The sequence below is a fragment of the Mycolicibacterium mageritense genome (genome assembly GCF_010727475.1).
In the GTDB taxonomy this organism is placed as follows: Bacteria; Actinomycetota; Actinomycetes; order Mycobacteriales; family Mycobacteriaceae; genus Mycobacterium; species Mycobacterium mageritense.
Genome location: NZ_AP022567.1, coordinates 6,965,473 through 6,988,737 on the forward strand (window position 1 = coordinate 6,965,473; position 23,265 = coordinate 6,988,737).

The 23,265-nt window shown below is 65.4% G+C and carries 22 protein-coding genes, 7 tRNA genes and 1 pseudogene; 21 read left to right on the forward strand and 9 right to left on the reverse strand.

Annotated features, from left to right (window positions below):
- Positions 1 to 53 precede the first annotated feature (53 nt).
- Positions 54 to 4,328 carry an FtsK/SpoIIIE domain-containing protein gene (locus tag G6N67_RS33570; RefSeq protein ID WP_036439631.1) on the reverse strand — a complete coding sequence of 1,425 codons (4,275 nt, stop codon included), beginning with the start codon at positions 4,326 to 4,328 and terminating at the stop codon, positions 54 to 56.
- Between the two features lie 23 nt (positions 4,329 to 4,351).
- Positions 4,352 to 5,962 (reverse strand): type VII secretion protein EccB, encoded by a 1,611-nt coding sequence (gene eccB / locus G6N67_RS33575; protein WP_230022553.1) that lies wholly within the window; start codon positions 5,960 to 5,962, stop codon positions 4,352 to 4,354.
- A 180-nt stretch (positions 5,963 to 6,142) separates the two neighbouring features.
- Here eccB and G6N67_RS39355 point away from each other — a divergent pair, with 180 nt between their 5' ends.
- The 5 genes from G6N67_RS39355 (at position 6,143) to G6N67_RS33600 (ending at position 9,547) form a co-directional block, all read left to right on the forward strand.
- A complete protein-coding gene (locus tag G6N67_RS39355) occupies positions 6,143 to 6,904 on the forward strand; it encodes a hypothetical protein (protein WP_036439629.1) in 762 nt (253 codons plus the stop codon).
- Positions 6,905 to 7,079: 175 nt separating this feature from the next.
- Entirely contained in the window at positions 7,080 to 7,382 is a 303-nt protein-coding gene (locus tag G6N67_RS33585) for a helix-turn-helix domain-containing protein (protein WP_051579170.1), read from the forward strand.
- Positions 7,383 to 7,695: 313 nt separating this feature from the next.
- Positions 7,696 to 8,052 (forward strand): hypothetical protein, encoded by a 357-nt coding sequence (locus tag G6N67_RS33590; protein WP_131524832.1) that lies wholly within the window; start codon positions 7,696 to 7,698, stop codon positions 8,050 to 8,052.
- 173 nt (positions 8,053 to 8,225) lie between these two features.
- On the forward strand, positions 8,226 to 9,182 hold the full coding sequence (locus G6N67_RS33595) for a GNAT family N-acetyltransferase (protein WP_163642402.1): 957 nt from the start codon (positions 8,226 to 8,228) through the stop codon (positions 9,180 to 9,182).
- Between the two features lie 44 nt (positions 9,183 to 9,226).
- A complete protein-coding gene (locus tag G6N67_RS33600) occupies positions 9,227 to 9,547 on the forward strand; it encodes a hypothetical protein (protein ID WP_036439623.1) in 321 nt (106 codons plus the stop codon).
- Positions 9,548 to 9,643: 96 nt separating this feature from the next.
- Here the strand turns inward: G6N67_RS33600 and G6N67_RS33605 are convergent, their stop codons facing one another.
- Positions 9,644 to 9,958: a hypothetical protein gene (locus G6N67_RS33605; protein ID WP_036439621.1), complete on the reverse strand. Its 315-nt coding sequence runs from the start codon at positions 9,956 to 9,958 to the stop codon at positions 9,644 to 9,646.
- Between the two features lie 390 nt (positions 9,959 to 10,348).
- Between G6N67_RS33605 and G6N67_RS33610 the strand changes: the two genes are divergently transcribed.
- The gene (locus G6N67_RS33610) at positions 10,349 to 11,062 is read left to right on the forward strand and encodes a hypothetical protein (RefSeq protein WP_051579169.1); all 714 of its coding nucleotides are present in this window, start codon (positions 10,349 to 10,351) and stop codon (positions 11,060 to 11,062) included.
- Positions 11,063 to 11,081: 19 nt separating this feature from the next.
- Here the strand turns inward: G6N67_RS33610 and G6N67_RS33615 are convergent, their stop codons facing one another.
- Positions 11,082 to 11,270 carry a hypothetical protein gene (locus tag G6N67_RS33615; RefSeq protein ID WP_036376916.1) on the reverse strand — a complete coding sequence of 63 codons (189 nt, stop codon included), beginning with the start codon at positions 11,268 to 11,270 and terminating at the stop codon, positions 11,082 to 11,084.
- Between the two features lie 440 nt (positions 11,271 to 11,710).
- Here G6N67_RS33615 and G6N67_RS33620 point away from each other — a divergent pair.
- Positions 11,711 to 12,840, forward strand: a pseudogene (locus G6N67_RS33620) (IS3 family transposase).
- A 213-nt stretch (positions 12,841 to 13,053) separates the two neighbouring features.
- Here G6N67_RS33620 and G6N67_RS33625 read toward each other — a convergent pair.
- Positions 13,054 to 13,581, reverse strand: coding sequence for a PIN domain-containing protein (locus tag G6N67_RS33625; protein ID WP_036376756.1), 528 nt, complete (start codon positions 13,579 to 13,581; stop codon positions 13,054 to 13,056).
- Between the two features lie 20 nt (positions 13,582 to 13,601).
- Positions 13,602 to 14,690 (reverse strand): helix-turn-helix domain-containing protein, encoded by a 1,089-nt coding sequence (locus tag G6N67_RS33630; RefSeq protein WP_036376753.1) that lies wholly within the window; start codon positions 14,688 to 14,690, stop codon positions 13,602 to 13,604.
- Between the two features lie 133 nt (positions 14,691 to 14,823).
- Here G6N67_RS33630 and G6N67_RS33635 point away from each other — a divergent pair, with 133 nt between their 5' ends.
- The gene (locus G6N67_RS33635; RefSeq protein WP_036376751.1) at positions 14,824 to 15,288 is read left to right on the forward strand and encodes a prevent-host-death protein; all 465 of its coding nucleotides are present in this window, start codon (positions 14,824 to 14,826) and stop codon (positions 15,286 to 15,288) included.
- A 2-nt stretch (positions 15,289 to 15,290) separates the two neighbouring features.
- The gene (locus tag G6N67_RS33640) at positions 15,291 to 15,635 is read left to right on the forward strand and encodes a hypothetical protein (RefSeq protein ID WP_036439618.1); all 345 of its coding nucleotides are present in this window, start codon (positions 15,291 to 15,293) and stop codon (positions 15,633 to 15,635) included.
- A gap of 163 nt (positions 15,636 to 15,798) precedes the next feature.
- On the opposite strand, the gene G6N67_RS39765 is transcribed toward G6N67_RS33640, so the two are convergent.
- Entirely contained in the window at positions 15,799 to 15,996 is a 198-nt protein-coding gene (locus G6N67_RS39765; RefSeq protein ID WP_337349805.1) for a hypothetical protein, read from the reverse strand.
- Between the two features lie 97 nt (positions 15,997 to 16,093).
- A complete protein-coding gene (locus G6N67_RS33645; RefSeq protein ID WP_036376747.1) occupies positions 16,094 to 16,447 on the reverse strand; it encodes a hypothetical protein in 354 nt (117 codons plus the stop codon).
- A gap of 1,547 nt (positions 16,448 to 17,994) precedes the next feature.
- Between G6N67_RS33645 and G6N67_RS33650 the strand changes: the two genes are divergently transcribed.
- Positions 17,995 to 19,593 carry an AAA family ATPase gene (locus tag G6N67_RS33650; protein ID WP_036376726.1) on the forward strand — a complete coding sequence of 533 codons (1,599 nt, stop codon included), beginning with the start codon at positions 17,995 to 17,997 and terminating at the stop codon, positions 19,591 to 19,593.
- 84 nt (positions 19,594 to 19,677) lie between these two features.
- Here the strand turns inward: G6N67_RS33650 and G6N67_RS33655 are convergent, their stop codons facing one another.
- Positions 19,678 to 20,166, reverse strand: coding sequence for a hypothetical protein (locus G6N67_RS33655; protein ID WP_036439615.1), 489 nt, complete (start codon positions 20,164 to 20,166; stop codon positions 19,678 to 19,680).
- 874 nt (positions 20,167 to 21,040) lie between these two features.
- Between G6N67_RS33655 and G6N67_RS33660 the strand changes: the two genes are divergently transcribed.
- The 11 genes from G6N67_RS33660 to G6N67_RS33705 all read left to right on the forward strand — a co-directional run bounded on the left by G6N67_RS33660 (position 21,041) and on the right by G6N67_RS33705 (position 23,265).
- Positions 21,041 to 21,113: transfer RNA gene (locus G6N67_RS33660), tRNA-Lys, on the forward strand.
- Between the two features lie 43 nt (positions 21,114 to 21,156).
- Positions 21,157 to 21,582, forward strand: a complete 426-nt coding sequence (locus tag G6N67_RS33665; protein ID WP_036376718.1) for a hypothetical protein — start codon at positions 21,157 to 21,159, stop codon at positions 21,580 to 21,582.
- 108 nt (positions 21,583 to 21,690) lie between these two features.
- Positions 21,691 to 21,766: transfer RNA gene (locus G6N67_RS33670), tRNA-Gly, on the forward strand.
- Between the two features lie 54 nt (positions 21,767 to 21,820).
- Positions 21,821 to 21,905: transfer RNA gene (locus tag G6N67_RS33675), tRNA-Leu, on the forward strand.
- 105 nt (positions 21,906 to 22,010) lie between these two features.
- A tRNA-Gln gene (locus G6N67_RS33680) sits at positions 22,011 to 22,083 on the forward strand.
- 114 nt (positions 22,084 to 22,197) lie between these two features.
- Positions 22,198 to 22,512, forward strand: coding sequence for a hypothetical protein (locus G6N67_RS33685; RefSeq protein WP_036439613.1), 315 nt, complete (start codon positions 22,198 to 22,200; stop codon positions 22,510 to 22,512).
- Positions 22,513 to 22,522: 10 nt separating this feature from the next.
- Entirely contained in the window at positions 22,523 to 22,699 is a 177-nt protein-coding gene (locus tag G6N67_RS33690) for a hypothetical protein (protein ID WP_163642404.1), read from the forward strand.
- Positions 22,692 to 22,868 carry a hypothetical protein gene (locus G6N67_RS38875; RefSeq protein ID WP_165572187.1) on the forward strand — a complete coding sequence of 59 codons (177 nt, stop codon included), beginning with the start codon at positions 22,692 to 22,694 and terminating at the stop codon, positions 22,866 to 22,868. The genes G6N67_RS33690 and G6N67_RS38875 overlap by 8 nt, the downstream gene beginning before the upstream one ends.
- Before the next feature lie 3 nt (positions 22,869 to 22,871).
- Positions 22,872 to 22,948: transfer RNA gene (locus G6N67_RS33695), tRNA-Thr, on the forward strand.
- 22 nt (positions 22,949 to 22,970) lie between these two features.
- Positions 22,971 to 23,045 (forward strand) — tRNA-Thr (locus tag G6N67_RS33700).
- Positions 23,046 to 23,189: 144 nt separating this feature from the next.
- Positions 23,190 to 23,265 (forward strand) — tRNA-Gly (locus G6N67_RS33705).

Genomic DNA, 23,265 nt, shown 5'->3' on the forward strand with positions numbered 1-23,265 from the left:
GCCCGCCCCGGACTCCGGGACGGGCGCTGAGTCTTTGCGGGTGGCGTGGATCCCTATCCCGCCGCGGGCACGTCGTTGAACCGGGCGGCGACCGCATCGACATCAATGTGTGCGGTCTGCACCATCACGTGGTCTTCGGCGTCCACAATCAGGCGGCCCTGACCGGCGCGCCACCGTGCCGGTTTGAGGTGAAATGCCTGCGCGACGGGCAGACCCGAGGCCGGAGCGCCGGCCAGCTGCAGGATCGGCGCCATCAGCGACTCCCGCAGCGCGAGCAGCAGTGCCGAGGCTTTCACCCGATCGGCGAACCCGGTGCCGTCCGAGAGGATGAAGTGAACACCGAGATCGGTGCCGGTCGCCAGCAGCCTGCTCACCGATTCTCCGCCGACCTCCACTTCGTCGAACGCCGTCTTGGCCGCGTAGCCGCTGGCGATGGAGGCGAAGTTGTCGATGAACACGTAGACCTCCGGACCGGTGAAGTACGTCCGGTTGCGCAGCTGATCGGAGGTCGCGTCGTCACCGGGACGGCGCGAAACCATCAACCGCACCAGCATCTCGGCGACTGCATCAATGTCCTCGCGGCTGGCGACATACCCGGGCGGACGCTTGCGCACCTGCACCGGCTTACCGTCGGCGTCGAGAACCGTTGCGCCGCTGGAATCCACCTTGTCGACGAACTTGGCGCGTTGCATGTACCCGCGCTCGTAGAGGCGGTCGCGTTCGCCGAGCATCTGACGCAGGGGATCGATGACGATGATCACCGCATCCTTGGGAGCGAACTGACGCATCACGGATTCCATGACCGAGCGCAGCACATTGCTCTTGCCCGACTCCTTCTCTCCGTACACCAGCAGGTTCTGAGAGAAATTCGGCACCGGCGCCAAGGCCAAGGTGTCCATGCGGCTACCCAACGGCATGATGGTGCGTGCCGGATGCCGACCGAAATCGACCATCGGCTCGAACACCGACCAGATCGTCTCGTAATCGATCACCGCATCCGCCGGCAGCACCGCGGGCACCTTCTCCTCGGCGTAAACGGCTGCGAGGTCCCCGCACAGCATGCGGATCTCCTCACCGTGATCGACCACATCGAACACCGGCATGCCTTTGTCCTCGCGGTCCGGCTCGATCGCCCGGTTGATCGGGACAACCGTGCGCGCCTGCAGCGAAGTGGCCGCATCGAACGACCGCCCCGGCTGATCCAGCGGGATACGGTCGGCCAGTGTCATGCGCACCTCCGGCGGCACCTTGGCGCCGGAGTAATCGGTTGAGGGGAGCTGCACTCCGCCTTTGACCTCCACCGAGTAATGCGTCACGTTGCCGGCGTTGGCCGAGCCCTGTGAGTCGGCGGTGTAGACCAGATGCACCCCGACCGCGCCACCGCCGTCGAGAATCGGGCGCAGCAGCTTGGCCCGTTCCTGGCGATCCTCGCCGAGGAACTCGCCGATGCCGTCGATGGCAACAATCACGTAGCCGTACGGATCGCCAGGCACCGGGTCCTGATCTTTGGACGCCAGATACGCGTCCATGGACGGGACTTCGCGGTCCACCATGACCTCGCGGCGCAGATCGATCAGCCGCTGCGATTCGCCAAGGATCCGCGCCACCGTTTCGCCGTCACCGGGACGAGCGTATGCCGCCACGTTCGGGCTGTTGCGGACCTCCCCCAGTTTGCCGGTGCCGTAGTCCGCCAGCATGAACGCCAGCCGCGACGGGCCGTGCTGAACACAGCCGCAGATCACCAGCGTCTGCAGCAGCGTGGTGCGCCCGGACTTGCCGGCCCCGGCGATCACCTGATGCGCCACGCTGCCACCGAAGTCGATCATCCACGGAAGGCGGGTGTGCTTCTCGGGGGCGTCGAGGTCGCCGATACGGATACGCAGCCCCTGCTGCTGGCGCTGCAGTCCACCCAGCGTCGGAAGGCTCAGCGGTTCCCGCAGTGAAGGCTTCCACAGATCCAGAGTCCGCATGTCACGCAGCCGCGACACCTTCTCCAGGAGCACATCGGCCATCTTCTCGCCCAGCTGCTCCTCACGCGTCTCGACTACCTCGCCCTCGATCACGGGGGTGAAGCCGCGCTCGGTGAACAGCGTGAACGGAACCACCGGATCCGCCACCACGTCGTGGCTGTCGTTGACGGTCCGGGCCCGTTCGATCACGGTGCGCCGGATGTAGGGAGCTTCGTGGTGGAACGCGGCCACTTCCACTGGGCCGTGGTCGGAGGAAAACTTGCGCAGGATCTTGCCTTTGAGCTTGCCGCCGACCATCGTGGCCGCTGCGTCGGTGCCGATCATCGCGATCGAGTGCTGCGGGGAGTTGACCGAAAGCGAGTACCGGAAGCTCAGGTGTTCGAAAAGATCACCGAGCACCGACTTGTCGATGAACTGGCTGCACATCACCAGGTGCATGCCCAGCGAGCGGCCGACGCGACCGACGCGGGTCAGCAGCTCGAGGTAGCCCGGCCGGTCTTTGAGAAATTCGCCGAACTCGTCGATGATGACGATCAGATCAGGCAGTGAAGGCCAGTCCGGATCGTTGGGGTGCTTCTGCTGCTGTTCGCGATACTCGAAGATGTCCTTGCACCGCCTCTGGGTCGTGATGAACTCTTCGCGACGGTCCACCTCACCGTTGATCACCGCGCCGAGCCGGTCCACCAGCTCCATGGCGTTCTCCAGATTGGAGATCGACGCCACCGTGTGTGGCAGGTTCTCCATCCCCAGGAACGTCGCACCACCTTTGAAGTCGGCCAGGATCAGCGCCACCTTGTCCGGACCGTAGATGGCCACCAGCGCCAGCACGATGGCGCGCAGGAAATACGACTTACCCGAACCGGTGCGCCCAGCCACGGCGCCGTGGGGACCGTTGCCGCTGCGGTTCTCCTCATAGAAGTTCACGTAGCTCAGCTCCGGGGTCAGCACATCCCCGGCACGCTGATAGCCGAACGGCACTTTGATCTCATCAGTGAAGGCGTTGCGCTTCCAGACCTCGATGACGTCGTGAGTCTCGATGTCACCGATCTGCAGCGCCTCGAAGAAGTCCGCGATGTGCTCAGGTGTGTCATCGACCACCGCGCCGCCGACACCGTAGTTGCGCGGCCGGAACATGTACATCGCCCGGGCGAACGTCTCCGCTGCGACGACCGACACCGAATCGGCTGCAGCGGCATCGAAGTCCTCCACCGTGGAGACCCGACCGTCGCGCAGCAGGATGCGGCTCTTGAGATCAGAGACCAGATCGGTGCCGTACCGAACCACCAGCCAGGTCATTCCCGTCACACCGCCGGCCATGTTCGCCGGCCATGACACGACCGCGTTGGGGGTGTCAATGATCAGCAGCAGATGCGGGGGCTTGGCGCCCTCGGCGGGGTCCCGCATCCGCTCGATCTGGGCGGCATGGCGTACCGCGAACTCATCGAGGCTGCGCCAACTCAGCTGCCGCGCGCCCAGTCCCTTCTCGACTTTGGTCACATCCTCGTTGTGGGCCAGCCACTTCAACCATTCCCACTCCTGCGGATCCTCGGTGACCACCCCGATGTTCAGGTCGCTTGGCTTGTGGTTGAACGCCAATGACATCAGCATTGCCCGGACCAGACCACCGCGGTCGGCGGATTCCTCGCCGCGCAGCGCATAGGCCGGGAACTCGTTGAGGCGGACGTCGATCGGCAGGTTGGCCACCACCGACAGCGTCTGCATCGCCCGCTCGTAGCGCACCATCGTGGTGGGTTCCAGCATTTCGGGAACCACATCGGGAGCGGGGATCAGCTTCGGATACAGCGGCGCCATCCCGATGCCGATTCGCGCCCGCAGATACGGGTTGGACGTCAGATTCCGGACGTCGGGGTCGGTTTCGTCTTCGGGGGCAACCACTCTGCCGATTTCCGGGTTCGGGTCGGCCTGCCACATGTCGTCGGTGCCCACCAGTGACAGAAGATCCCCCGGATGCGGGAAACAGGCGGTACGCAGATCGTGCATTGCCCGGCCCTGCTCGTAGACCTCGGCGCGCTGCTCCCGCAGCTCCAGGTCGTACTCTTCGATCTCCTGCTCGATGTCGTTGTTGGTGGAATTCTGCCCGCGCATCTGCGTGAGCATCATGACCAGCATCATCAACATCATCGGCATCGTGAACAGCATCGAGGTGAGCGCGCGGGCGCCCAGAAGCGCGAACATGACGAACATGCCGAGCATCGCCAGGATCATCACGAACGGCAACGCCTTCATCCACAACGGCCGGCGGTCCGGCTGCGGCGCGGCCAGCGGTTCTTTGATCTGCACACCGGTCGGCGCCAGCGACACCGCCGGCCGGGGCGGCGCCCGGAAAATCGAAAACATCAGATGAGTCCTTTCAGTGGGGATCAGGCGCCGGGCTCGGCGGCGAGATCGGCTTCGGGGTCGGCTTCGGGGTCGGCTTCGGTGACCGGCTCGTCGCTCGGTTGCGAGTCGGGCTCGGGTGGCCGCTGACCTTTACTGGTCGGAGGATTGGGCACCTGTGAGTGCGGTACAAGCGTTCCCTGCATCACCTGTGCGTTCTTGATCGACAAGGTGGCTCCCGGTGCGTAAAGCTTGGCCACTGCCCACGGGATCGGGGTTGGTGCGATGGTGTCGAATCCCAGCGCCTTGACCGTGGGGTCATAGGACACCTCACCGGCCGAAGATCCGACCACCGCATCTATCGGGTACCGGGTGCCGTTCGGATCGATCCACATCAGCTGCTCGGCTGCCACGGAATCGGTGGCATCACCGGTGGTGCGGGCATACCAGCCGAACCCGGGCAACGTGATCGAATCTGAGGCCTGTTCAGCGGTTCCGTCGTTGGGAAGCAGGTTCACCGCCGACGCGCGTCCCGCTTCGGTCAGCGGCATCCGCGCGTTGGTGAAGATCCGCGTCGAAGCAGTCAGTTCGCCACGGGATTTCGCCCAGCTCCAGCACAGTGCCGGCTCGGCGATCATGGTCGGCACCGCCGACGGGAAACGGGAATCATCGACGATGGTCACGTGCGGCTGAGCCTGTACCGTGGCCGGATCGTCGACGAGCCGCTGTGCCGAGCCGGTGTTGATCATCATCTGGGCCAGCACCGGGGAGACCTGCTGCACCCCGGAGGATCCGACCAGATAGAACGAGCGAGCGCCGGAGGCAGTGGCCACGGTCAGCACGTCTCCGATCGCCGACCCGGTTACCACGGGGCTGGGCTGTCCGCGGTCGACGAGCGCCGGCGCGGTGAGCACCGGTGACGGGCTGATCGCTCCAAGCAGCGCCGAGGAGACGGTCACCGCCGTATCGATCAGCGCCGGGGTCAGACCGAGCGCTGCCTGCGCGGCGTAGTCGGTGCGGCCAACCTCGGCTCGCGTGTCGCGGTAGAGCAACCACAGCTTGGACGGGTCGGTCACCGGCTTGACCAACACTGCGCGGTTGTCACCGAGATCGGTTCCGCCGTCGAGCATGTCCGAGCCGGCGATCACCGCGGTGGTGATGTCGCCGGAACGCAGCAGCGACAGCGGGACGGCGGTGTCGCGCCAGTCGCACACCGTCCATGTCGCGGTGTCGTCGGTGCGCGGCGTGAGCAGGTTGGGCGCGTTCGGAATCCCCATGAGGGGCCCGGTCGGCATGCTGCGTAGCGCGGTGTCGGTGACAACTTTGGCTTCGTCGGGGTTGCCGACGATCAACCTCGCGGATGCGAGGTTGGTCACCGGGTGCAGGCGGCCGTTGAACTGAACGAACATGCCTCCGCTTCGGGTGGTCATGATCGACGCGACACCGGCATCAGGCTTGGGACTGATCAACGACGCGACGAATGCTGCGACCAGGATCAGCACCCCGAACACCATGCCGACGCTCATGCCGCCGCGAAGCCGGGTCAGCGGCGAACCGAGCCCGCGCACGTCCTGGCGTGAGAGCGCCTCGTCCACGCGATTGAGTTCGCGCTTGAACCCCTTGATCTGGCGTGGGGTTGTCAGATACCACGGCACCTGATGTCTCCTTGCTTGTCCGGCCCGCAGCTGCTCGCGGGACCTTGTCGGCTCCGAGGGTGGCCAATCGGCAAAAGAACACGCCGCTGGGGCGCGACTGGGCCCCGGCCTGCGCCGGCGTCCCTCGGCGTGTCTGCCGCAGCTGTCCGGAGAGTCGTCTGCGATCGATACGGTGCGCGCATGAATAGCAGCAGCCGCCGGTTCAGCTGCGCCCCTGCGGTGATCGGCGCCGATTCCACCGTCGGGTTCGGTGACGCCGGCCCGGACACCGACTGGCTGAGCGGCCACGAGCGCAACGCGCGTGCCGCCGGTCAGACTCTGCGGGCGGATGCGTTGGCATGGCTGATCGCGGAGTTCGATCTGCGGGTGGTGCTGTTCCCCGGGGCGACCGCCGTCGACGTTGACCCGGACGTGCGGCCACGGGTGTGCGCGGTGGTGGGCAGTTACCGGTTCTTCGAATTCGCTGCGGCCAGAGAGGAACGGCGAGCCCACCGCGGCGCGGTGCTCACCGAGCACAGATTGATCCGCGAGCACGGATTCGCTTATAGCGCCGGCTACAGCGACCAGAACCCGACCTACGACAAGGTCGCAGCCGACGAGATCCATGCCTGCATGGGCAACTTCCTGGGCGTGGTCGGGTACGCCCCCGAGTTCGATGCGGCACCGGCGCTGTCTCGCTGGACCGACACCGTCGACAGCGACGTCCCCGAGGAACTGCAGGAGTTCACCGCGGAATACCTCGCGACGTTGCGGGCGATCGAGGAGCTTCCGGCATCCCACACCGAGGCGTTGCAGGCGTACTCGCGGGCGCTGGCCGCCGTGTACAGCGCCCCGACGGCGCAATTCGAGGCCGCGGCTGGGCGTGCACACGCGTGGCACGTGGTGCTCCGTGACGAACGGTGCCGGTCCGTCCCAGAGGCGCAGGCAGCAGCGCGCGACTGACACAGGCCAGCCGACGGTATTCAGCCATGGCCGGCCAGTCAACGCAAGGCCGCGTCACCGGCACCCAGACGCATGAACACCGGCACGCCGAATCCGGCTTGCGCGATGCAGCGCCAGACCGTCACACAACTTCTCCTGCTATTCTCCATTTTAGAGAACTATGTGAGGAGGAGTCATGGGCGACAACACCAACGGCACCATTGCCGAGCCACTGCGCTACAGCAGCACCGTCACCGACGTCGCGATCGGCGCAGCCATCCGCCGGCGGCGTACCGGCGCACGGATGCAGCTCGACAAGCTCGCCGACAAAGCCGGGGTGAACCTCAAAGTCATGTCACGCATCGAACTGGGTCAGCGGCCCTGCCGGGTGCCGGAAATGGTCAGCATTGCGCGGGCTCTGCGGCTGTCACCTCAGACGCTGATCAAAGAGGCCACCGAGATCCAGGCGGCCGGCGCCGCCGCCAGCCAGGCCAGCTGATCACTATGCATATAGCCACGCCGCGCCGAGCCACCGCGACTGGTCCGACACTCGGCGGGATCGGTCAGCTCGGACTCGCGCTCGTGGATCTGCTGCTGTCGCCGTCGCTGCCAGCCAGGCCGTGTCCACAGTGTGGGGCACCGATTCCCGGCGGGCCGAAGCCGTGGCCGAGCTGCTGCACAACGGACGTGACAGTCGCTGGCGGCTGCGCCGCTGTGGATCGAACTCGCGGGTGCCCAGGCACCGGCGATCCGTGCTGACGCACTTGCATATACTTCACGCCGCCGCTGAGCCAACCGAACAGGAGCAGTACATGCCGCTACGGACGTTTCTCGGACTGGTGGGTGCCGTCGGCCTCATCGCCGGAGCGCTGGCCCTCCTGCTCCCGATCAACCTCCATGACGAAGCCACATCCAGCGAGGTGCGGTGCAGCCAACCGTTCTCCATCGAACTCAGCCATGCGCGGCTCCTGGACAAAGAGAGCGCCGAGAGCTGGCGTAACCGGACTCCGACCGATCACGTGGGTGAGTGCAAGTCCGCAGCCACGTTCCGGAAAGCGTGGGGCACCCCCGCACTGATCATTGGTGGGATCCTGCTCGCCGGAGCCGTCCTCGTCCGTCCCGCCGGCACGCCCAAAACCGCTGAGCCACCGGCGGCGAACAACTCCTGAGCACCTCACCACGAACGCTGGCTTGATTGGACGCAGCGGAAGCAGGTTTCGGTTCACCGAATTCGTGCGTAGTCGACGCGACGCACTCCGCGGTGGCAACGCCTGACCGAGGCGGGATGTCAGCAACACGTGATAAAGCTGAACCCGTGGGGAAGACATATTTGGTGCATGAGGTGCAACCTGCCGACACCACCGACGCCGCCCTCCTGATCTCCGCGCACACAGGACTCAGCCAGCCGGCGGCACAGAGGATCGCAGAGGATCGCAGCACTCTCGTCGCCGTCACACCCGACGGGGAGGTCTGCGGCGTGCTCGGCGCCGGCCAGCCCACCGCCACGACTCTGCGCGTCCTGCGCGAGCAACGCGGGCAAGCGTTCGACCCGTCAATCGTGCCGTGGTGGAAGATCCACGCCCTCGCCGTCGCCGAAAAGCACCGCCGCGCCGGGATCGCGCGATCCCTACTGGCAGAAACGGTGCGGCGCCTCCCGCGCCGACACGTAGGCCTCTACGGCAACGTCGAGAACCACCGCCGCGAATCCATCAACTGGTATCGGCGCCAAGGGTTCTACATAGGCCCCTTCTCGGGCCTCACGCCCACCGAACGCGCTGGAGGCGCTGGTGGAATTCGTGTGCAGCCGATCGACGGCGAGACAATCTTCCGGGGATACCGCAGCACGCTGCGCGAGCATCTTGCCAACCGCGAACACCCCAACTGGGAGCTGAGAACAGCCCGCGCCGAATTCACACGATGGCGCACCGCAATCAGCCAAACCCAGCCCCCCGCAGCCGACCTCGGATACCGGCTCTATGCGCGCATCATCGCCACACAGATCGATCCATCCACCTGTCTTCACGCGGCGTTTGGCCCGCGCCCGCTGATGGTGATCGGCTGGGACCCGGACCACACACGCGCGTGCTGGGAGTGCGCCGAACGACAGGCGCTGCGGGTGGAGCGGTTCGACAGCGCCACACTCTGCGACGCGTGCGGACAACATCAACCCGACGTTCACGTCTCCTGGGCATCCGACGAAGACCAGCAGCTCATCGTCTACGCCGGACTGTGCCCGCCATGCCGCCGCGGCGATCGGGAGCCATCGCCACATCGACCCCGCTCGCACGGATCCAAGTAGTTCTACCGATTCGTGACGCCGCTGCTTTGACTGACGATGGAACCATGAGTCAGGAACAGGCCCGAGACCGCGCCGTGCTGCTGTCGATCACCGCTCTCGCCGCGATGGCCATCGCCTACCTGCTGATCTGGGCGGTGCTGCGCGACCCCGACATGACCGACAAGCTCATGAACGGCATCGCGCCACCGGGTACTGCCGTGGTCGGCAACCGGGTCGCGGTGATCGGCGGAATCATCGCCGCGCTCGGTGCGTGGACAGCCGCGATCACCAGCCGGCGGGTGATCCCGGTGCTGCTGGTGGTGCTCGCCTCGGTGCCGTTCGCGCCGATGACACTGTTCACGCTGGCGCTGGCGTTCGACGGCTGAGGACGCCGCGGCGCACAGCCGTACTGCTGGGCAGCACGCGGGTTCCCGGCGCTGCTTCGCGCAAATCAGACGGGACACCGACGACTTCGACGTCACTCACCCCGCCAGGCCGGCACTCGACAGCCGGGCCATGATCAGATCAAGGTCGGCCGCAGAACCTTTGTAGCTTGCAGGGATGTTCGGTCCCCGATATGTGCTTGCATGTAAGGGTCCAAGGACTGCCTCTGCATGTTTCCACGTGGTCATCTCGCTCACGCGCTCGAATTCGCCGCCGCCGAACATCTGGTAGGCGATCCAACCCCGGCAATCACCGATTGTCGGGTTGCCCGGCTCTTCGTCGAAGATGAGAAGCCCCCGGCGTCCACGCCTGTCGAACACTTTTGTTCCGCCTGCAAAGTCACGGTAGGTCATGGCTCTCGATTCTCTCATCGGCCTTCACGGCGGTGTCCGCGGAAAGGGCGTGTCGACCCGCTGCGCCAGCAGCCAGCCGCCCAGTTCCAGAACCCCGTCCCCGCAAGTCCACAGCGGGCTGCCTGTCCGAGGACGGCGCCATGCCCGCCAGCCCCGCGCACTGACGCTTTCGCGCTTGCTCGACAACCGAGGGTTCAAGCGTCCTGAGCCGCCAGGTCGGCCGGGCGTCGAATTGGCGCACAGCGCCCACATCCGGCGGGCATAGGCTCGGAACCAGGCAGACTCGCAGCACGTCCCGCGAGCGTCACGCCTCCCGACCGGGCGTCCCTGTGGCGCGCCACCCGCGCTGCGGTCCAAACCCACCACGAAAGCAGATGGAGTTCCGACACCATGAACCGTCCGAAAACTCTTCTCCGCCAACTGGTCACCGCTGCCATTCTGACGCTCGCCGCGACGACAGCCGTGGCGTGCGGCACCGAGGAGAAGCCGCTCACCATCGACGAGATGCGCAACATTTTCGCCGACAAGACCCTGCCCGCCCCGGCGTCACCGTGGTCGAACATGGCGCCCGTCGGCGACGACAGCGCATGCGCCACATCGGAATCGGCGATGGTCGACGTGCCTGCCCGCAGCGCCCTTGAGCCGCAGCTGCGGCTGCCCGAGCCGCAAGGCTGGACACGGTTCACCCAGCTCGACAGCGAACTGATCCGATACGCCCTGGTCAACCGATCTTTGATCGCCGAGCAGTTCGCGCCCAACATCGTCATCACCATCGAGGCCGCGCCGCCGGGTGATGCGCAGACCGTCTACGGCCAGGCCCAACAGAACCTCACCCGCATCGCCGGCGCCAAAGACATGAGCACCGAAGCAGTCACCGTCTGCGGCCTGCCCGCTGAGAAGCTCCAGTTCCGTACCCCGAGCATGGGCGCACCCGGACCCGACCAGCACGTCCAGGCACTGCAGATCCTCACCACCAGCGGCACCCAGCCCTACCTCGTCACCGCCACCGTGCAGACCAAAGACCCCGACAACCCCACCTACCAGCGCGACGCCGGCCTGCTCCTGACTGGGCTGCAGGTGCTGGCGCCGACGACGAATCAGTAGGTGCGGGGCGGCGCGATTTTCACACGTAGAGACGCCGCCCCAGCTCGGTGAAATCCACCTCGACCATGTCTTGGTCGCGCGTCACCTCGCAGTAGCCGAGCCGGCGAAGTTCCTCCAACGCCTCCCACGGCGGCCCCTCGTGACGCAGGGACCACCCGATCGCCGTCGGCGGGCCGTCGTGATGGTGGTCGACGAGTTGGTCGAGGATGCGGACGGCCGCGGGGCTCGGCGGTGGCGGTTCGGGCGCGGGCGCGGGACGGTCGCTTCTGCGCCACGGGAACCACCTCATTGGTGGAACTGTAGGCGGGGCGCTGACGACCGACACTGCGCCGGCCATCTGGATGCCGCTGGCTGCGTGGTACCGGTGCAGTCTCGGGAACCCGCGCTCAACGTCGAATGGTCCGCCGAGGGTGTGAGGCTGCGACAACAGCTTCACGTCGAGCACCGGCCACACCCGGTGACCGGCGCTCCCCGCACCACGACATTCTTCGCGGCCGACACCACAGCCCAGACGCCGCCAGGCGTGGACTCACGAGGTCGTCGGTGACGGCACAGACGCTGGCATGGTTGAGGTGAGCCCTTCGTAGTGGTCCAGTCGTTGTGCGACTCTGTTGCCCGGTCTGCGGGCAAGGAAGAATCAACAACGACATGGCATCGAACAAGCGCCGGCGGCACACCGGACCAGATCATCCGCAAGCTCGCCGAGGGCAACAAGCTCCTGCAGCGGGCCAGGAACTGAGCGAGGTGTGCCGACACCTAGAGATCGCGGAGTCGACGTGGCATCGCTGGCTTGCCCAGTACGGCGGCATGAAGGCCAACGACGCCAAGCGTCTCAAAGAACTCGAAGCCGAGAACGCCCGGCTCAAGAAGATGGTCGCCAACCAGGCCCTCGACATCGACATGCTCAAGGAGATCTCGGCGGGAAACTTCTGACCCCGAACCGCAAGCGCAGCGCCGTCACGGTGCTGCGCGAGCGGTTCGGGGTCGCCGCGCCTGCACGGTCGTGGGTCTGCACCGCTCCACGATGCGCCTGACGCCGGCGCCGATCGCCACCGAGGAGGCCGAGCTGCGGGCTTGGTTGCGCCGGTTCTCCACCGATCGACCTCGCTGGGGGGTGGCGACGGGCAGCCAAGATGGCCCGCAAGGCCGGCTGGAAAGCCAACAACAAGCGCATCCGCCGGCTGTGGCGTGAAGAGGGCTTGCGGGTCCCACAGCGCCGCCGCAAGAAGCGGCTGACCGGCATCGGTGTCGCCGTGGGTGCGATGTCACCGATCCGCCCGAACGTGATCTGGGCGATGGACTTCCAGTTCGACACGACCGCCGATGGCCGCATCCTCAAGATGCTCAACGTCATCGACGAGTTCACCCGCGAAGCACTCGCGATTGAGGTCGACCGCGCCATCAACGCCGACGGCGTCGTCGACGTCTTGGATCGCCTGGCCCTCACCCACGGGGCGCCGCACTACGTGCGCTTCGACAACGGGCCCGAGTTCGTGGCCCACGCCGTGAGCGATTGGTGCCGATTCAACAGTGCCGGTTCCCTTTTCATTGATCCCGGCTCGCCGTGGCAGAACGCCTGGATCGAATCCTTCAACGGCCGCCTGCGTGATGAACTGCTCAACTCGTGGCGCTTCGACTCGCTTCTGGAGGCCCGGGTGATCATCGAGGACTGGCGCTGCGATTACAACGCCAACCGACCCCACTCCGCCCACGGCGAACTTACCCCAGCGGAGTTCGCTCTACAGTGGACCACGACCCACCAACCCCAAGTCGCATAGCGACTGGACCACCAAACGGGTCCCCCTCATGGTCTTCAACTGCCGGTTCACTCCCCTGCCGCTGAAACAGCCCCTGGCCGATGACCAGGACGCGTGGCTCGGCCTGATCGACCCGGGATTCACAACGCTCGCCCGTCGTTGACTCAACGCCCCTCGATGAGGCCGATAACCGGACAGTTCCACCGATTCGCCCGCATCGACGTAGCCGATCACCTACGGCAGCAGACCAACTCCATATGCCCAGCGGATAAAGCTATCAACCTGCGGCAACCGCATCCCGGTGGCAACGAGGTCAGCGTAGATCTGTTCCGCCGCCTCGGAGTCGACATCATCGAGTCGCTTACGCGCCTGCGCAATGATCCACATCGAGTTCACGTGCCGCACACCGCGACTGACAGCCTGGCCGCGGCCGCCACCGTCATCGATCACCGCGACCATCTGTCGATGAATCGCGCAGGCCAGCACAGCGCACTCGCCAAGGTGTTTGCGCGCAGACTCGCCCACCTGCGACGGCATGTACACCTTGATGTCGAGCTGAGTGTCCTGCTCCTGCTCGGTCAACACACCGACCTCTACCCATTCGAGGTCACCAACAGCTGGGATGTCGTAATCGCGATCCCGACCGTCCAAGACCTCCGAGTACACCGTGTCCGGGATCAGGATCAGTCCTTGCGGGGCGAGCCTGCGCAAGATGTCCTGATGCCCGGCGCGACAGAAGTGAGTGAAGGTCGACGTGTCCATCACCCACCGCGGCGGGGCGCTCAACCCATTCGGGCGTAGTCGGCGGCAATCTCAGCGCGAGGCTGCGGCAAATCAGCGATGTCCAACTGGCCGCGCAACAACTCCACCGCCCGTGGCGCCGAGATCCGCAGATCGACGTACGCGTCGAGCACGGCAGCGGCCAGCCCCGGAGACACCGACGGCGGTCGAAGCTCGTCTGTATCCAGAATGATCTGCAGCTTCGTGAACTCACCGATCGCGGGTCGTGTCGGCTCCAACACTCGCCGCTGCTCGTCCGTGATCAGATGGAGCGTGTGCAGGTGCAGCACCGCCGCCGACCACGACAAACGATAGATGCCCGCCACGCGAACCACCGTGTCACGCAGCCGCTCGGAGCGGTACTGGTTCCACAACGCGGTCACGCCAGCGCGCGGCGCCAGGAAGAATGCGGCAAACGAGGTGATCAGCTGCTCGGTATCGGTCCCGGTATTGGAATCAAAAGCATCGCCGAACAGCCAATGACCGAGTTCATGGGCCAACGACATGCGTCTCCGGCCGACCCGGGCATCCCCGTCGATGACCGCCACTGCCGCACCGTCTGCCACCGCGACCAGCGCGCCGTCGGCACCCTGCTCGCCGAACCTGAGCGCGCAGGAATACAGGCCGAACCGTTCCGCGACGGCCGCGACATCGCCAAGCGGCTCATGGCCCAATCCGAGGTGTTCTCGCACCTGGCGCGCAACCATCTCTGCCGACGCGACTGACTGAGGAGTCCGCCAGGCCGGCCGGTCGGGCAAGGGCCGGATCACTCCGTCGGCCAGCAATTCGGCCACGTCGCCGGCGAACAGTTCCAGCGCCTGATCGAGCCTGGCGGTCACCTCGTGACTTGGACCCGCCTCGGCGCGGCGACTGATCACCGCGGCCAGGGGGTCGCGCACGAACCATGCCAGCGGGGTCGACAGGGCAGCTGCCAGGTCGACCAGTTCGATGGCCGACACTTTGCGCTTACCCTTCTCGATCAGGCCGAGCGCGCTGCGGTCGATTCCAATGGTGGCAGCAAGATGTTCCTGCGTCAGATCGCGGGCCTTTCTGGCCTCGACAATCCGCTCACCAAGGATCTTGCCGTCCATATGCGCGATTTTCACACATTCCGGCTTCTGGTGTCGACTAACAATTGCGCGACCAGATACGGGACGAGCCTCCGCGCCGCTGAGCGACGGAACTCACTTGGACTTCCGAACACGTTCCGAATAGCATGGCGGCATGGCCACAACCGCGCTCCGCACCACCACGCGCCGCTCCTCGGACCTGAGCAAGCGCTCAGCCGAGGTGTTCGCCGAGGCTGAGGATCACCCGGTGACGGTGACCCGCCGTGACGGCGAAGATCTTGTGCTCATGTCGCAGCGTGAGGCCGACAGCCGCAACCGTATGCTGCAGTTCGCCGCGCAGCTCATCGGCGCCGCGGTGAGTGACGACGGCCCTCTCGCCGACCGCATGTCCCGGGCTTTCCCGTGGATGCTCGCCTTGTCGCCGCAGGACCGTGCTACCTGCGCCCAGGATCTCGTCGACGCCGCGCGGGCCTCTTTCTCCACCGACCAGCCGCACCGGGTGCTCTCGGAGCTGACCTCGTGGCGGGAGACGGCGACCGCGATCGCCGCCGGACTCGGCCAGGCCGATCTCGAGTGGTTGGACGACGGCGATGACGACACCGTTGTGGAGCGTCCGTAGCGGTGGCAGGCAAGGGGGAGCTTGTCCCGCGGCCGCCGAAGAAGATCGAGTACGAGATCCGCTTTGCCACGACCAACGCCAAGAGGGGGTGGCAGGATCTCGCCGCGACGATCCGCAACCCTCTCGCCGACGCGTGGGACTTCCTGACGCGGACCCCGCTGGCGAACCTGCCGACGAACTACCCGCTGAAGGGCGAGTACGGGACGATCGACCGCGACGGCAAGGCGCACACGCGCTGGCAGCACAAGCCGACGCTCAAAGGCACCGCCCGCATCTGGTTCTACGTTGAGGGGCGGACGGTCTACTTGGAGCAGGTGCACACCAGTCACCCGAACGAGACGAAGTAGGCCACGCAAGATGCGCGACGTGTGCAACAACGTCCGCAACTTGCGGAAGAAGGTCTCCCCGGCTGCACCTGGCGCTTCTTACCCGAAGTTACCGGTCACGATGTGTCCCGGCTGCACCCACGGTCGCGTGGGCGGACCGCGGCACCCGCGCTTTCGATAACTGCTAATCGACCCCGCTGAGGTCTTCGGCGCTCCAGCGCACGGCGGTCACCGGTGCGGCGGTAATCACGGCGGCCAGTGCCGATTCCACCGCGCGGTCATTGCGCTCGGCTGCGACGACCATGGCCACGATCCTCACCTCGTTGTCGGCCACCAGGTCTTCGGCGGCTACGGAACGAATGGTGAAGTCGGGGCGGGCGATTGCGTCTGTCCGTTCTCGTTGAACTTGGCGGTTATCGCAATCGAGTTGGCGGTTGACGAATTGCGGCCGGCGTCCCGATTAAGCTCTGCGGCGCTGCCTACTTATTGCGGGTCAGCCCATCACGCTCATGCGAGCAGAACACACACGGCTGGCCGTCTTCACTGCCGTACTCGACGAACCTGGCCACCTCACCGACGAGCGCACGCGCCGTCTCCGTGTCCAATTCCGCTCCCTGCGAGCTCACCGGACTCAACGACCCGATACTCGCAATAAGCGGCACAACAGATTTCGGATCACCGGTCACATCAGCTGCGGCCCGATTGCCGACGAACACCGTGAACAGATCGTGCTCCGGGAAACCGACGTTGAACCTCAACACCCACCACACATCACCGACCTCGGCGGCGAACGGAAAGAAGCGATACCCCGTTCGCACCCACAGTGGGGCCATAGTCCAATCAATACCGACACCGCCACCTCTCATACCGTGAACCCTAGAACAGCACCTCTTCCTGCGACGCGGCGTGCTGGGCATGGCGATGCTCTGACAGCTCCCCTGACCAGCCACCACGGAATCGGTATGCGGAATTCCCGGGCGGTGTGCTGCCACGATCTGGATGAGTCAGCATTGCATTCCGGCCCTTCTGGGGTCGGACTACTCTTTCCACCGCAGTCGAGTGAAGCCGCCCTCGTCACCGAACCGCCAGATCTACTGAACGGCGGTATAGGCGAAGCGTCTCCGTCGAACTGGCGAACGCCAGGTATTCGCCGTCAGTTCGACTGAGACCGCACAGCGTCCATCACCAACGCGCGCACCTCGCTTTCGGCCTCTGCCCGGCAACGCACCTCGAAGCGATACTCCGTCTCGCCTGACTCGGTACCCAGCGGCACGGTTGCGGTCCAGGGCGCGGCTGAGCGGACGCAGCTGGGACATCGGCTGCGATCATCGCGAGCGTGCCGGCCAGCCGCGACCTTGTGGGCATCGGCGGCAGGTCTGGTCACTGGAAAACGCAGGAGCGCGTCTCATACCGCGGGGCACCAGTTAACAGATTCGGCCCCACCCGCACACGCTCCCCGGTTTGCGCTGCGCTGCCCGGCCATCACGTGCCGTGACACGGCTCACAGGATTTCGTAGACAGTTGTCGGACGCCAAACCGATGGCGCAGAACGCACGAATATTTTCGGTTGACGCACTTTTGACCAGCGGAAACTGTCAGCACGGCGTGCAATCACGGCGCTACCTGCAGTGCAGCATCCATGTCGCCAGAAGGGGGAGGGGGTCGTCAATCATGAAGAAATTCACTGAAACACTTTTCGCTACAAAAACGGTCTTATTGTCGGATGCGTAAAAGTAGAATTGCCTGATAGATACATATAACTAGATACACTAACTAAAAACATGAACGAGTAAAAGAAACTGTCACCATTCATCGCCCCGATAAACCGCTGTGAGCCACGTCACATGCGACCGTGTAAAGACGGTTACCGTCAGACCCCCTCCCCCCTCTGGCGACATCAATGCAACTGTCCAGCTCACGGCGAGATCACCGAAAACTCTGACACTTTCCGCAGGTCAACGGTGCGCCAACGGGAAAAGTTAGTGCGATCTACACCAGCGGAATGCGCAGGGGCACGAGACTGCGGAGCGCAGAGACGGCGAACGGACTCGGGTATGCACCGTTGGGCGCTAAGAGGCTGGTCAGACGTTATTTTCACAGGAACCACCGGCGCCCTAACCGCAGTTCACGGTGAACTCGCCGCCGATCGCGCCGCCACCGCGGCTAGCAAACTCACGCCGTGGCACCACTCGAATCCCGCCACAGACGGTGCGCATCGCGAATGTGGGTGCCGCGGTAGGCCCCGCGTGTCGGGCGCCTGCCTGTTGTCTCCTCATCGCACACGCCGAAGGCGGTCTCTCCGCGTGATCTTCGAATGCGTCGGAGACTGCCGCTAGTCTCCGTTTTAGAGATCTGTCGCCTCGAAGAGAAGAGAGCCCGCGTGAGCGTCACCATGTCGCCGTCGACCGAACAGCAGGCGATCATCGCCGCGTTCCTGGCCGGCGCCGACCTGGCTGTGCAGGCTGGCGCCGGTACCGGCAAGAGCACGACTCTGGCGTTCATCGCCGCGGCTGCGCAGATGTACCGGCCCACAACCACCGCCTGGTACATCACGTTCAACAAGCGCAACGCCGAAGAAGTCGGTGCCACCTTCGCCGATTTCGGCTTGACCAACGCGCGAGCCTCAACCGCACATGCACTGGCGTATCGCGGATGTCGGACGAATCCGGCGCTGACGCACATGGTCGATCACCTCAACCGTGACAGCATGCCGATCCGCGCCGAGATGAAGCACCTCGGTATCGCGAAAGCGTCACGATGTCTGCGGGCGACCGTGGAGTTCAACCCGAACACCAACGCCTACACCCGCATCGAGATCCCCAACTACAGCCTGCCGTTCGGGGCCCAGCGACGGTTCCTGACCCTTACCCGCGACACGGTAAAGCTGTTCTGCCAGTCCGCCTCCCCCACTATGACCGAGGATCATGTGCCTTATCTGGGTGAGCTGGAGCCGGCGCTACGACCACTGGTGCGCGCGGCCCTGCTGGAGAGTGCGCAGGCGTTGTGGGCGGAGCTGACCAGTCCGCACGGGCAGTTGAAGACGAGCCACGACCACTACCTCAAAGCTTGGGCACTCACGTCGCCACAGATTGGCTCCGACGGCGATGTAGTTCTCTACGACGAGGCGCAGGACGCAAACGGGGTCATGGCCGGTCTGGTGCTGGCCCAGCGCGGTCGTGTGCAGCTGGTCCTGTGCGGCGACCCGTTCCAGGAGCTGTACTCGTTCACCGGCAGCATCGATGCCATGCAGGGCTTCTCAGCACAGCAGGGTGTGGTCACACTTCCACTGCGCGAGTCGCGCCGGTTCGGCCCCGAGATCGCCGCACACGCCAACGGGATCCTCGAGCTGCTCGACCCGGGTCACGAAGTGCCGATGCGCCTGCTCGGGGTCGGCCCGGCAGACGGCCATCTGCGCGACGTGTTCGACGAGCACGAAGCGTTCGGTTGCGACGCGGTGGTGTGTGCCACCAACCGCCAGGTGGTCGATGCGATCGTGAGCCACACCCGTGCCGGCCGCCGCGTCTACTCGACGCTGGATCTGCAAGACCTGGTTTCGCTGGCACGTGACGTGGCGCTGGTCGAAAGCGGTAGGGCCGACGAGTGTGCCGAGCCGGTGCTGCGCCGGTTCACCGATCTGGTGAGCTGGCGTGAATGGCTGCGCTCGGTTCCGGGCGTCGAGGAGGAGTCACTGCACGCCACCGTGACGTTGGTGCGCACGCATGGCGCCGAGGCGCTGGAGCAGTTGGCGCGCACCGTGGTTGCGTCTCGGGATATGGCCGACGTGACCGTCTCGACGATCCACAAGGCCAAAGGGGGTACGTGGGAGCGCGTGCACGTGCTGATGGGCGAGGTCGACATCGAGGACACCGCCAAGTTGCGGATGCTCTACGTGGCGATGACCCGTGCAAGGACGCTGGTGCTGCGCGAGGTCAGCTTCGTGTCTTCTGAGGACGCCGGCCAGACAAAACCCGCGGCATAGGCCTGCGAACCTCGACGGCCATTGCGCCGTGGGCGTTGTCCTGACGCACAGTGGTGAGCGGGTGCGCGGCGGTGTCACGTCCACTCACCACAGTGTCGGCTGGTTTCCGAGTAGCGCGGCTTCCACCGCGCAGGCGTCCCACCCGCAGCGCACCGCTTCACGCAGCGCCACCGAGCGTTGCCGGCGCAGATCACGAAGAGCGCCGCGGATGACGCGACCGCTGCCGCCTCGGCGCATCGCCACCATGCGCGCCATGTTGTGGCGTTGATCGCCGCCGACGATGTGATGCGGGCCGACGCGGGTGCAGATCGGGTTGTCGCACTCATGCAGTGCAAGTATTCGGGGAGCCACGGCTCCCCCGCCGAACAGTGCCAGGGCATAGCGATTGGGGCGCACACAGAAACGGGCTCCACCGCGGTTGATGTGGAACCGTCCGTATCCGTCCGCACCGATGCCGCCGATCCAGATGTCGCAGTCGTGGTCCGCGGGTCCTTCTACGATGTAGCCCGTGAACCGGGCGATCTCCTCGGCGTGTACTCGTGGGTCGACCACCAGGCCAGCAGCGGTCCTCATGGCGCGACCTTATTGCGAAGGTCCGACGAATTCAGGCTGCTCGCGCCGCATGTGGTGCAGTTCCCGATGCCGATGCACCGTTGCGCTCGCACACGAAACGATTCACATATCGCGCACTCGCGGTGTGTCGCAGTAAAGCGCTAGGCACTGTCGGTCGCCGGTGTTAGCGTGCGGGGATGTCCACGTTGGCTCGCGACTATCGCATGACAGTCGGGATGCGCACTGCGTCCCCGGCTGCGTTGTCGTGCGTGGAAACGGTCGAGACCAATGTCATCGGAGCCTGGGCGCTCGCTGAGTCGCGCGACTTCGGTCAGCCCAGTTGCTTCCGGCTATTCCGTAGCCCTTCCACCCCGTTCGCGGGTGTGTGCCCCAGCCGGAAGCAAGGGCCAGAAGACAAATCTCATAAATCCCTCACCTTTTCGGTTGCCGCTGGCAGAAACGTCGCCTGACGTTTCTGCGTTTTGCCGCATCTAAAACGATTGCACAGCAACACTTTTCGAGAACAAACACGCTGGACACGGCGCCGCTTTCGGTGCACCATTCTCCTCGTCGGATACGAACCCGCTCAGCGGTTACGGCTCCGGCTCGCGGACTCGGTGACACCGGGCCCCCGCCCAGGAACTTGAGAACTCCATAGTGTGTGATGCGCTGTCCCTCACCGGGACAGGTGTATTCGCCGCCTCGGCGACCGCCGCTCCCCCGGGAGCCACTGCGCGGTCAGCCAGACGTGTGGGTGCACCCCGGACCGGTGATCGGGACAGCGGCTGGGCGCCGCCATGCGCCCAGCACCCCGCACAGGCGTGCCAGCTGGTGCGCTTGTGCGGGTTCGAGCAGGGCAGGCCGGACACAAACATGCCGGTCTGTCCTGCCGTTTGCGCCGCTAGCTCAGTCGGTAGAGCAGCTGACTCTTAATCAGCGGGCCGGGGGTTCGATCCCCTCGCGGCGCACCCCGTTTTGACACCCAGCCGACCAAGCCGGCTTGTTCCGGGTATGAGCGAATATGCACTGCCCTGCTTCGTCTGCGCCACATCTCTGCACAACGCCTTCGCCGATGTCGACAACCAGCCGTACGGCGGCACCGAGTTCCGCACCAGCGGGCACTACGGGTCGACGTTCTGGGACAGTTTCGACGGTGAGGAGTTGGTGCTCAACATCTGCGACGACTGCCTTCAGGCCGCAACGTCGAGACTTGGCCAGCACAAGCGGTTCCTGCCGGTCATCGCGGCGGGCGTGGGCACGGTTGGATCAGTGCCTGTGGATCGCCCGCTGGTCGGCTTCACCGGGCATCTCGATGACACCGCCGTGCGCGTCGAGCTTGGTGAGATCGGATCTGCTCTGCCGGGCGTGATCTGGTTTCAGAATGCCGATGAACTGCGGCGGCATGCGCTGCGCATACAGGACGCGTCGCCACACTGACACGGCTTTCTCGACTACGCCGATCGCGGGGCGCCCGCACGGCGGTAGCGCCCTAATGCCGTGCCACATCACACCGAGTGGCCCCGTCGGACACGGATCCGGGGCTTTGCGGATGTAGCTCAGCTGGTAGAGCGCGACCCTTCCAAGGTCGATGTCGCGGGTTCGATGCCCGTCATCCGCTCCACTGCGCGCGGCGCGCACTGCAGATCGTTTCCGTCGATCGCGCTCGACGAACAACGGCCCTCTGGCGTAACTGGCAGCCGCGCCGCGCTCAAACCGCGGTTCTCACACCGAGAGTGCGGGTTCGATTCCCGCGGGGGCCACGCATTGCCTCGTGGTGTAACTGGCAGCACCGGCGGTTTTGGTTCGCCCGGTTCAGGTTCGAACCCTGGCGAGGCAGCAAGTCCGCGGACTGTACACGCGCCCATTGCCCGGTGGTCTAACTGGCAGGACACCTGATTCTGGATCAGGCCGGTAGAGGTTCGAATCCTCTCTGGGCAGCCCGTTCACCGGACCCCGTCCGGCGTGTCGAACCTGCTCGGACTACTTGTCGGCAACGGCGTCTATTCTCTGTTTTAGGGAATTGATCGCCTCCAGGGAGTAAGGACACTCACCATGTCGATGAACTTGAAGCTGTGCGTCACGTTGCGCTACGGCACCTACCGCGGCGCAGACAGCCGCCCGACAGCCGAAGATCGCTCCCACCTCGAGTCCCTGTGCCGCGAGGTGGCCGCCGATATGGGTGATGACGTGCTGTTCGCGCGCACCGAGCCCACCGAGACGGTGTCCTGGCCGTCGAAGACGCTGGTCCTGTCGTACTCGCTGTTCCACCCTGAATCAGCGGCGCTCAGTTCACTGGCTCAGGTGTGGAAGTCCAAGCTGGAGACGGCCTATGACTGCACCGTCCACGTCAGCGCCAGTACCGATTAAGCTGCTGGCGATGGCGCGTGAAAAGTGGGTCTACCAGGGAGCCCGTATCGCCCTTGGGTATGGGGCTCAGATGGAAGGCCAGCGCCGTTACTGGTTCCGGCGCGAGGACATCGGCGCCGGCGGCACGACGTTGATCATCCCCGTCGACAAGTTCTGGCCGGCCGGCCAGCGGGTCGCACATGCCTGATGCCACACCCACGACGGCACCGCCGCCGCCGAACGGCTGCCGTTGGTGCGGCCGCGAACAGCGCACCCATGCCCTCGAATGGGACGACTCAGCGGGGTACCACGGCTGGGTAGCGCCCACCGACGATCAGCGCGTCGAACGTATCCGCACCCGCCGCGAGGCGGGATAGCACGCCCCGGTAGCTCAGCCCGGCCAGAGCGGCCGCCTTGTAAGCGGTGTCCGCCGCCGGTTCGAATCCGGCTCGGGGCTCCCCCGCACCCATCGGTGCGTCGCCGCCGTAGCTCAGTGGCAGAGCGCCGCCTTGGTAAGGCGGAGGCCTCGGGTTCAACCCCCGACGGTGGCTCCACGGTTGTCGGTGACCATCCGCTGCGCGAGCGGGGCGTGGAACCGTCAGACCCGGCGTCGCCCTGCCCGCGCGGGGACCGTTGGCGGATGAGTGAATCTGTGCCGGGCAAGTCAGACTGCAGCTGGCCGAAAGTCGCGGGTCTACGTGGATGTGGCGCAGCCGGTAGCGCGTCTCGTTGCCAACGCGAAGGCCGCGGGCTCGATCCCCGCCGTCCGCACCA

What these genes read in the sequence shown, in the direction of transcription:
- G6N67_RS33600 (WP_036439623.1), top strand. Translation starts at nt 9,227, where the DNA reads ATGAGTCAGGAACAGGCCCGAGACCGCGCCGTGCTGCTGTCGATCACC.
- G6N67_RS33645 (WP_036376747.1), bottom strand. Translation starts at nt 16,447, where the DNA reads ATGGCCCCACTGTGGGTGCGAACGGGGTATCGCTTCTTTCCGTTCGCC.
- G6N67_RS33635 (WP_036376751.1), top strand. Translation starts at nt 14,824, where the DNA reads ATGGCCACAACCGCGCTCCGCACCACCACGCGCCGCTCCTCGGACCTG.
- G6N67_RS33605 (WP_036439621.1), bottom strand. Translation starts at nt 9,958, where the DNA reads ATGACCTACCGTGACTTTGCAGGCGGAACAAAAGTGTTCGACAGGCGT.
- G6N67_RS33655 (WP_036439615.1), bottom strand. Translation starts at nt 20,166, where the DNA reads ATGAGGACCGCTGCTGGCCTGGTGGTCGACCCACGAGTACACGCCGAG.
- G6N67_RS33685 (WP_036439613.1), top strand. Translation starts at nt 22,198, where the DNA reads ATGTCGATGAACTTGAAGCTGTGCGTCACGTTGCGCTACGGCACCTAC.
- G6N67_RS33570 (WP_036439631.1), bottom strand. Translation starts at nt 4,328, where the DNA reads ATGTTTTCGATTTTCCGGGCGCCGCCCCGGCCGGCGGTGTCGCTGGCG.
- G6N67_RS33585 (WP_051579170.1), top strand. Translation starts at nt 7,080, where the DNA reads ATGGGCGACAACACCAACGGCACCATTGCCGAGCCACTGCGCTACAGC.
- G6N67_RS33610 (WP_051579169.1), top strand. Translation starts at nt 10,349, where the DNA reads ATGAACCGTCCGAAAACTCTTCTCCGCCAACTGGTCACCGCTGCCATT.
- G6N67_RS38875 (WP_165572187.1), top strand. Translation starts at nt 22,692, where the DNA reads ATGCCTGATGCCACACCCACGACGGCACCGCCGCCGCCGAACGGCTGC.
- G6N67_RS39355 (WP_036439629.1), top strand. Translation starts at nt 6,143, where the DNA reads ATGAATAGCAGCAGCCGCCGGTTCAGCTGCGCCCCTGCGGTGATCGGC.
- G6N67_RS33690 (WP_163642404.1), top strand. Translation starts at nt 22,523, where the DNA reads ATGGCGCGTGAAAAGTGGGTCTACCAGGGAGCCCGTATCGCCCTTGGG.
- G6N67_RS33665 (WP_036376718.1), top strand. Translation starts at nt 21,157, where the DNA reads ATGAGCGAATATGCACTGCCCTGCTTCGTCTGCGCCACATCTCTGCAC.
- G6N67_RS33590 (WP_131524832.1), top strand. Translation starts at nt 7,696, where the DNA reads ATGCCGCTACGGACGTTTCTCGGACTGGTGGGTGCCGTCGGCCTCATC.
- G6N67_RS33625 (WP_036376756.1), bottom strand. Translation starts at nt 13,581, where the DNA reads ATGGACACGTCGACCTTCACTCACTTCTGTCGCGCCGGGCATCAGGAC.
- G6N67_RS33630 (WP_036376753.1), bottom strand. Translation starts at nt 14,690, where the DNA reads ATGGACGGCAAGATCCTTGGTGAGCGGATTGTCGAGGCCAGAAAGGCC.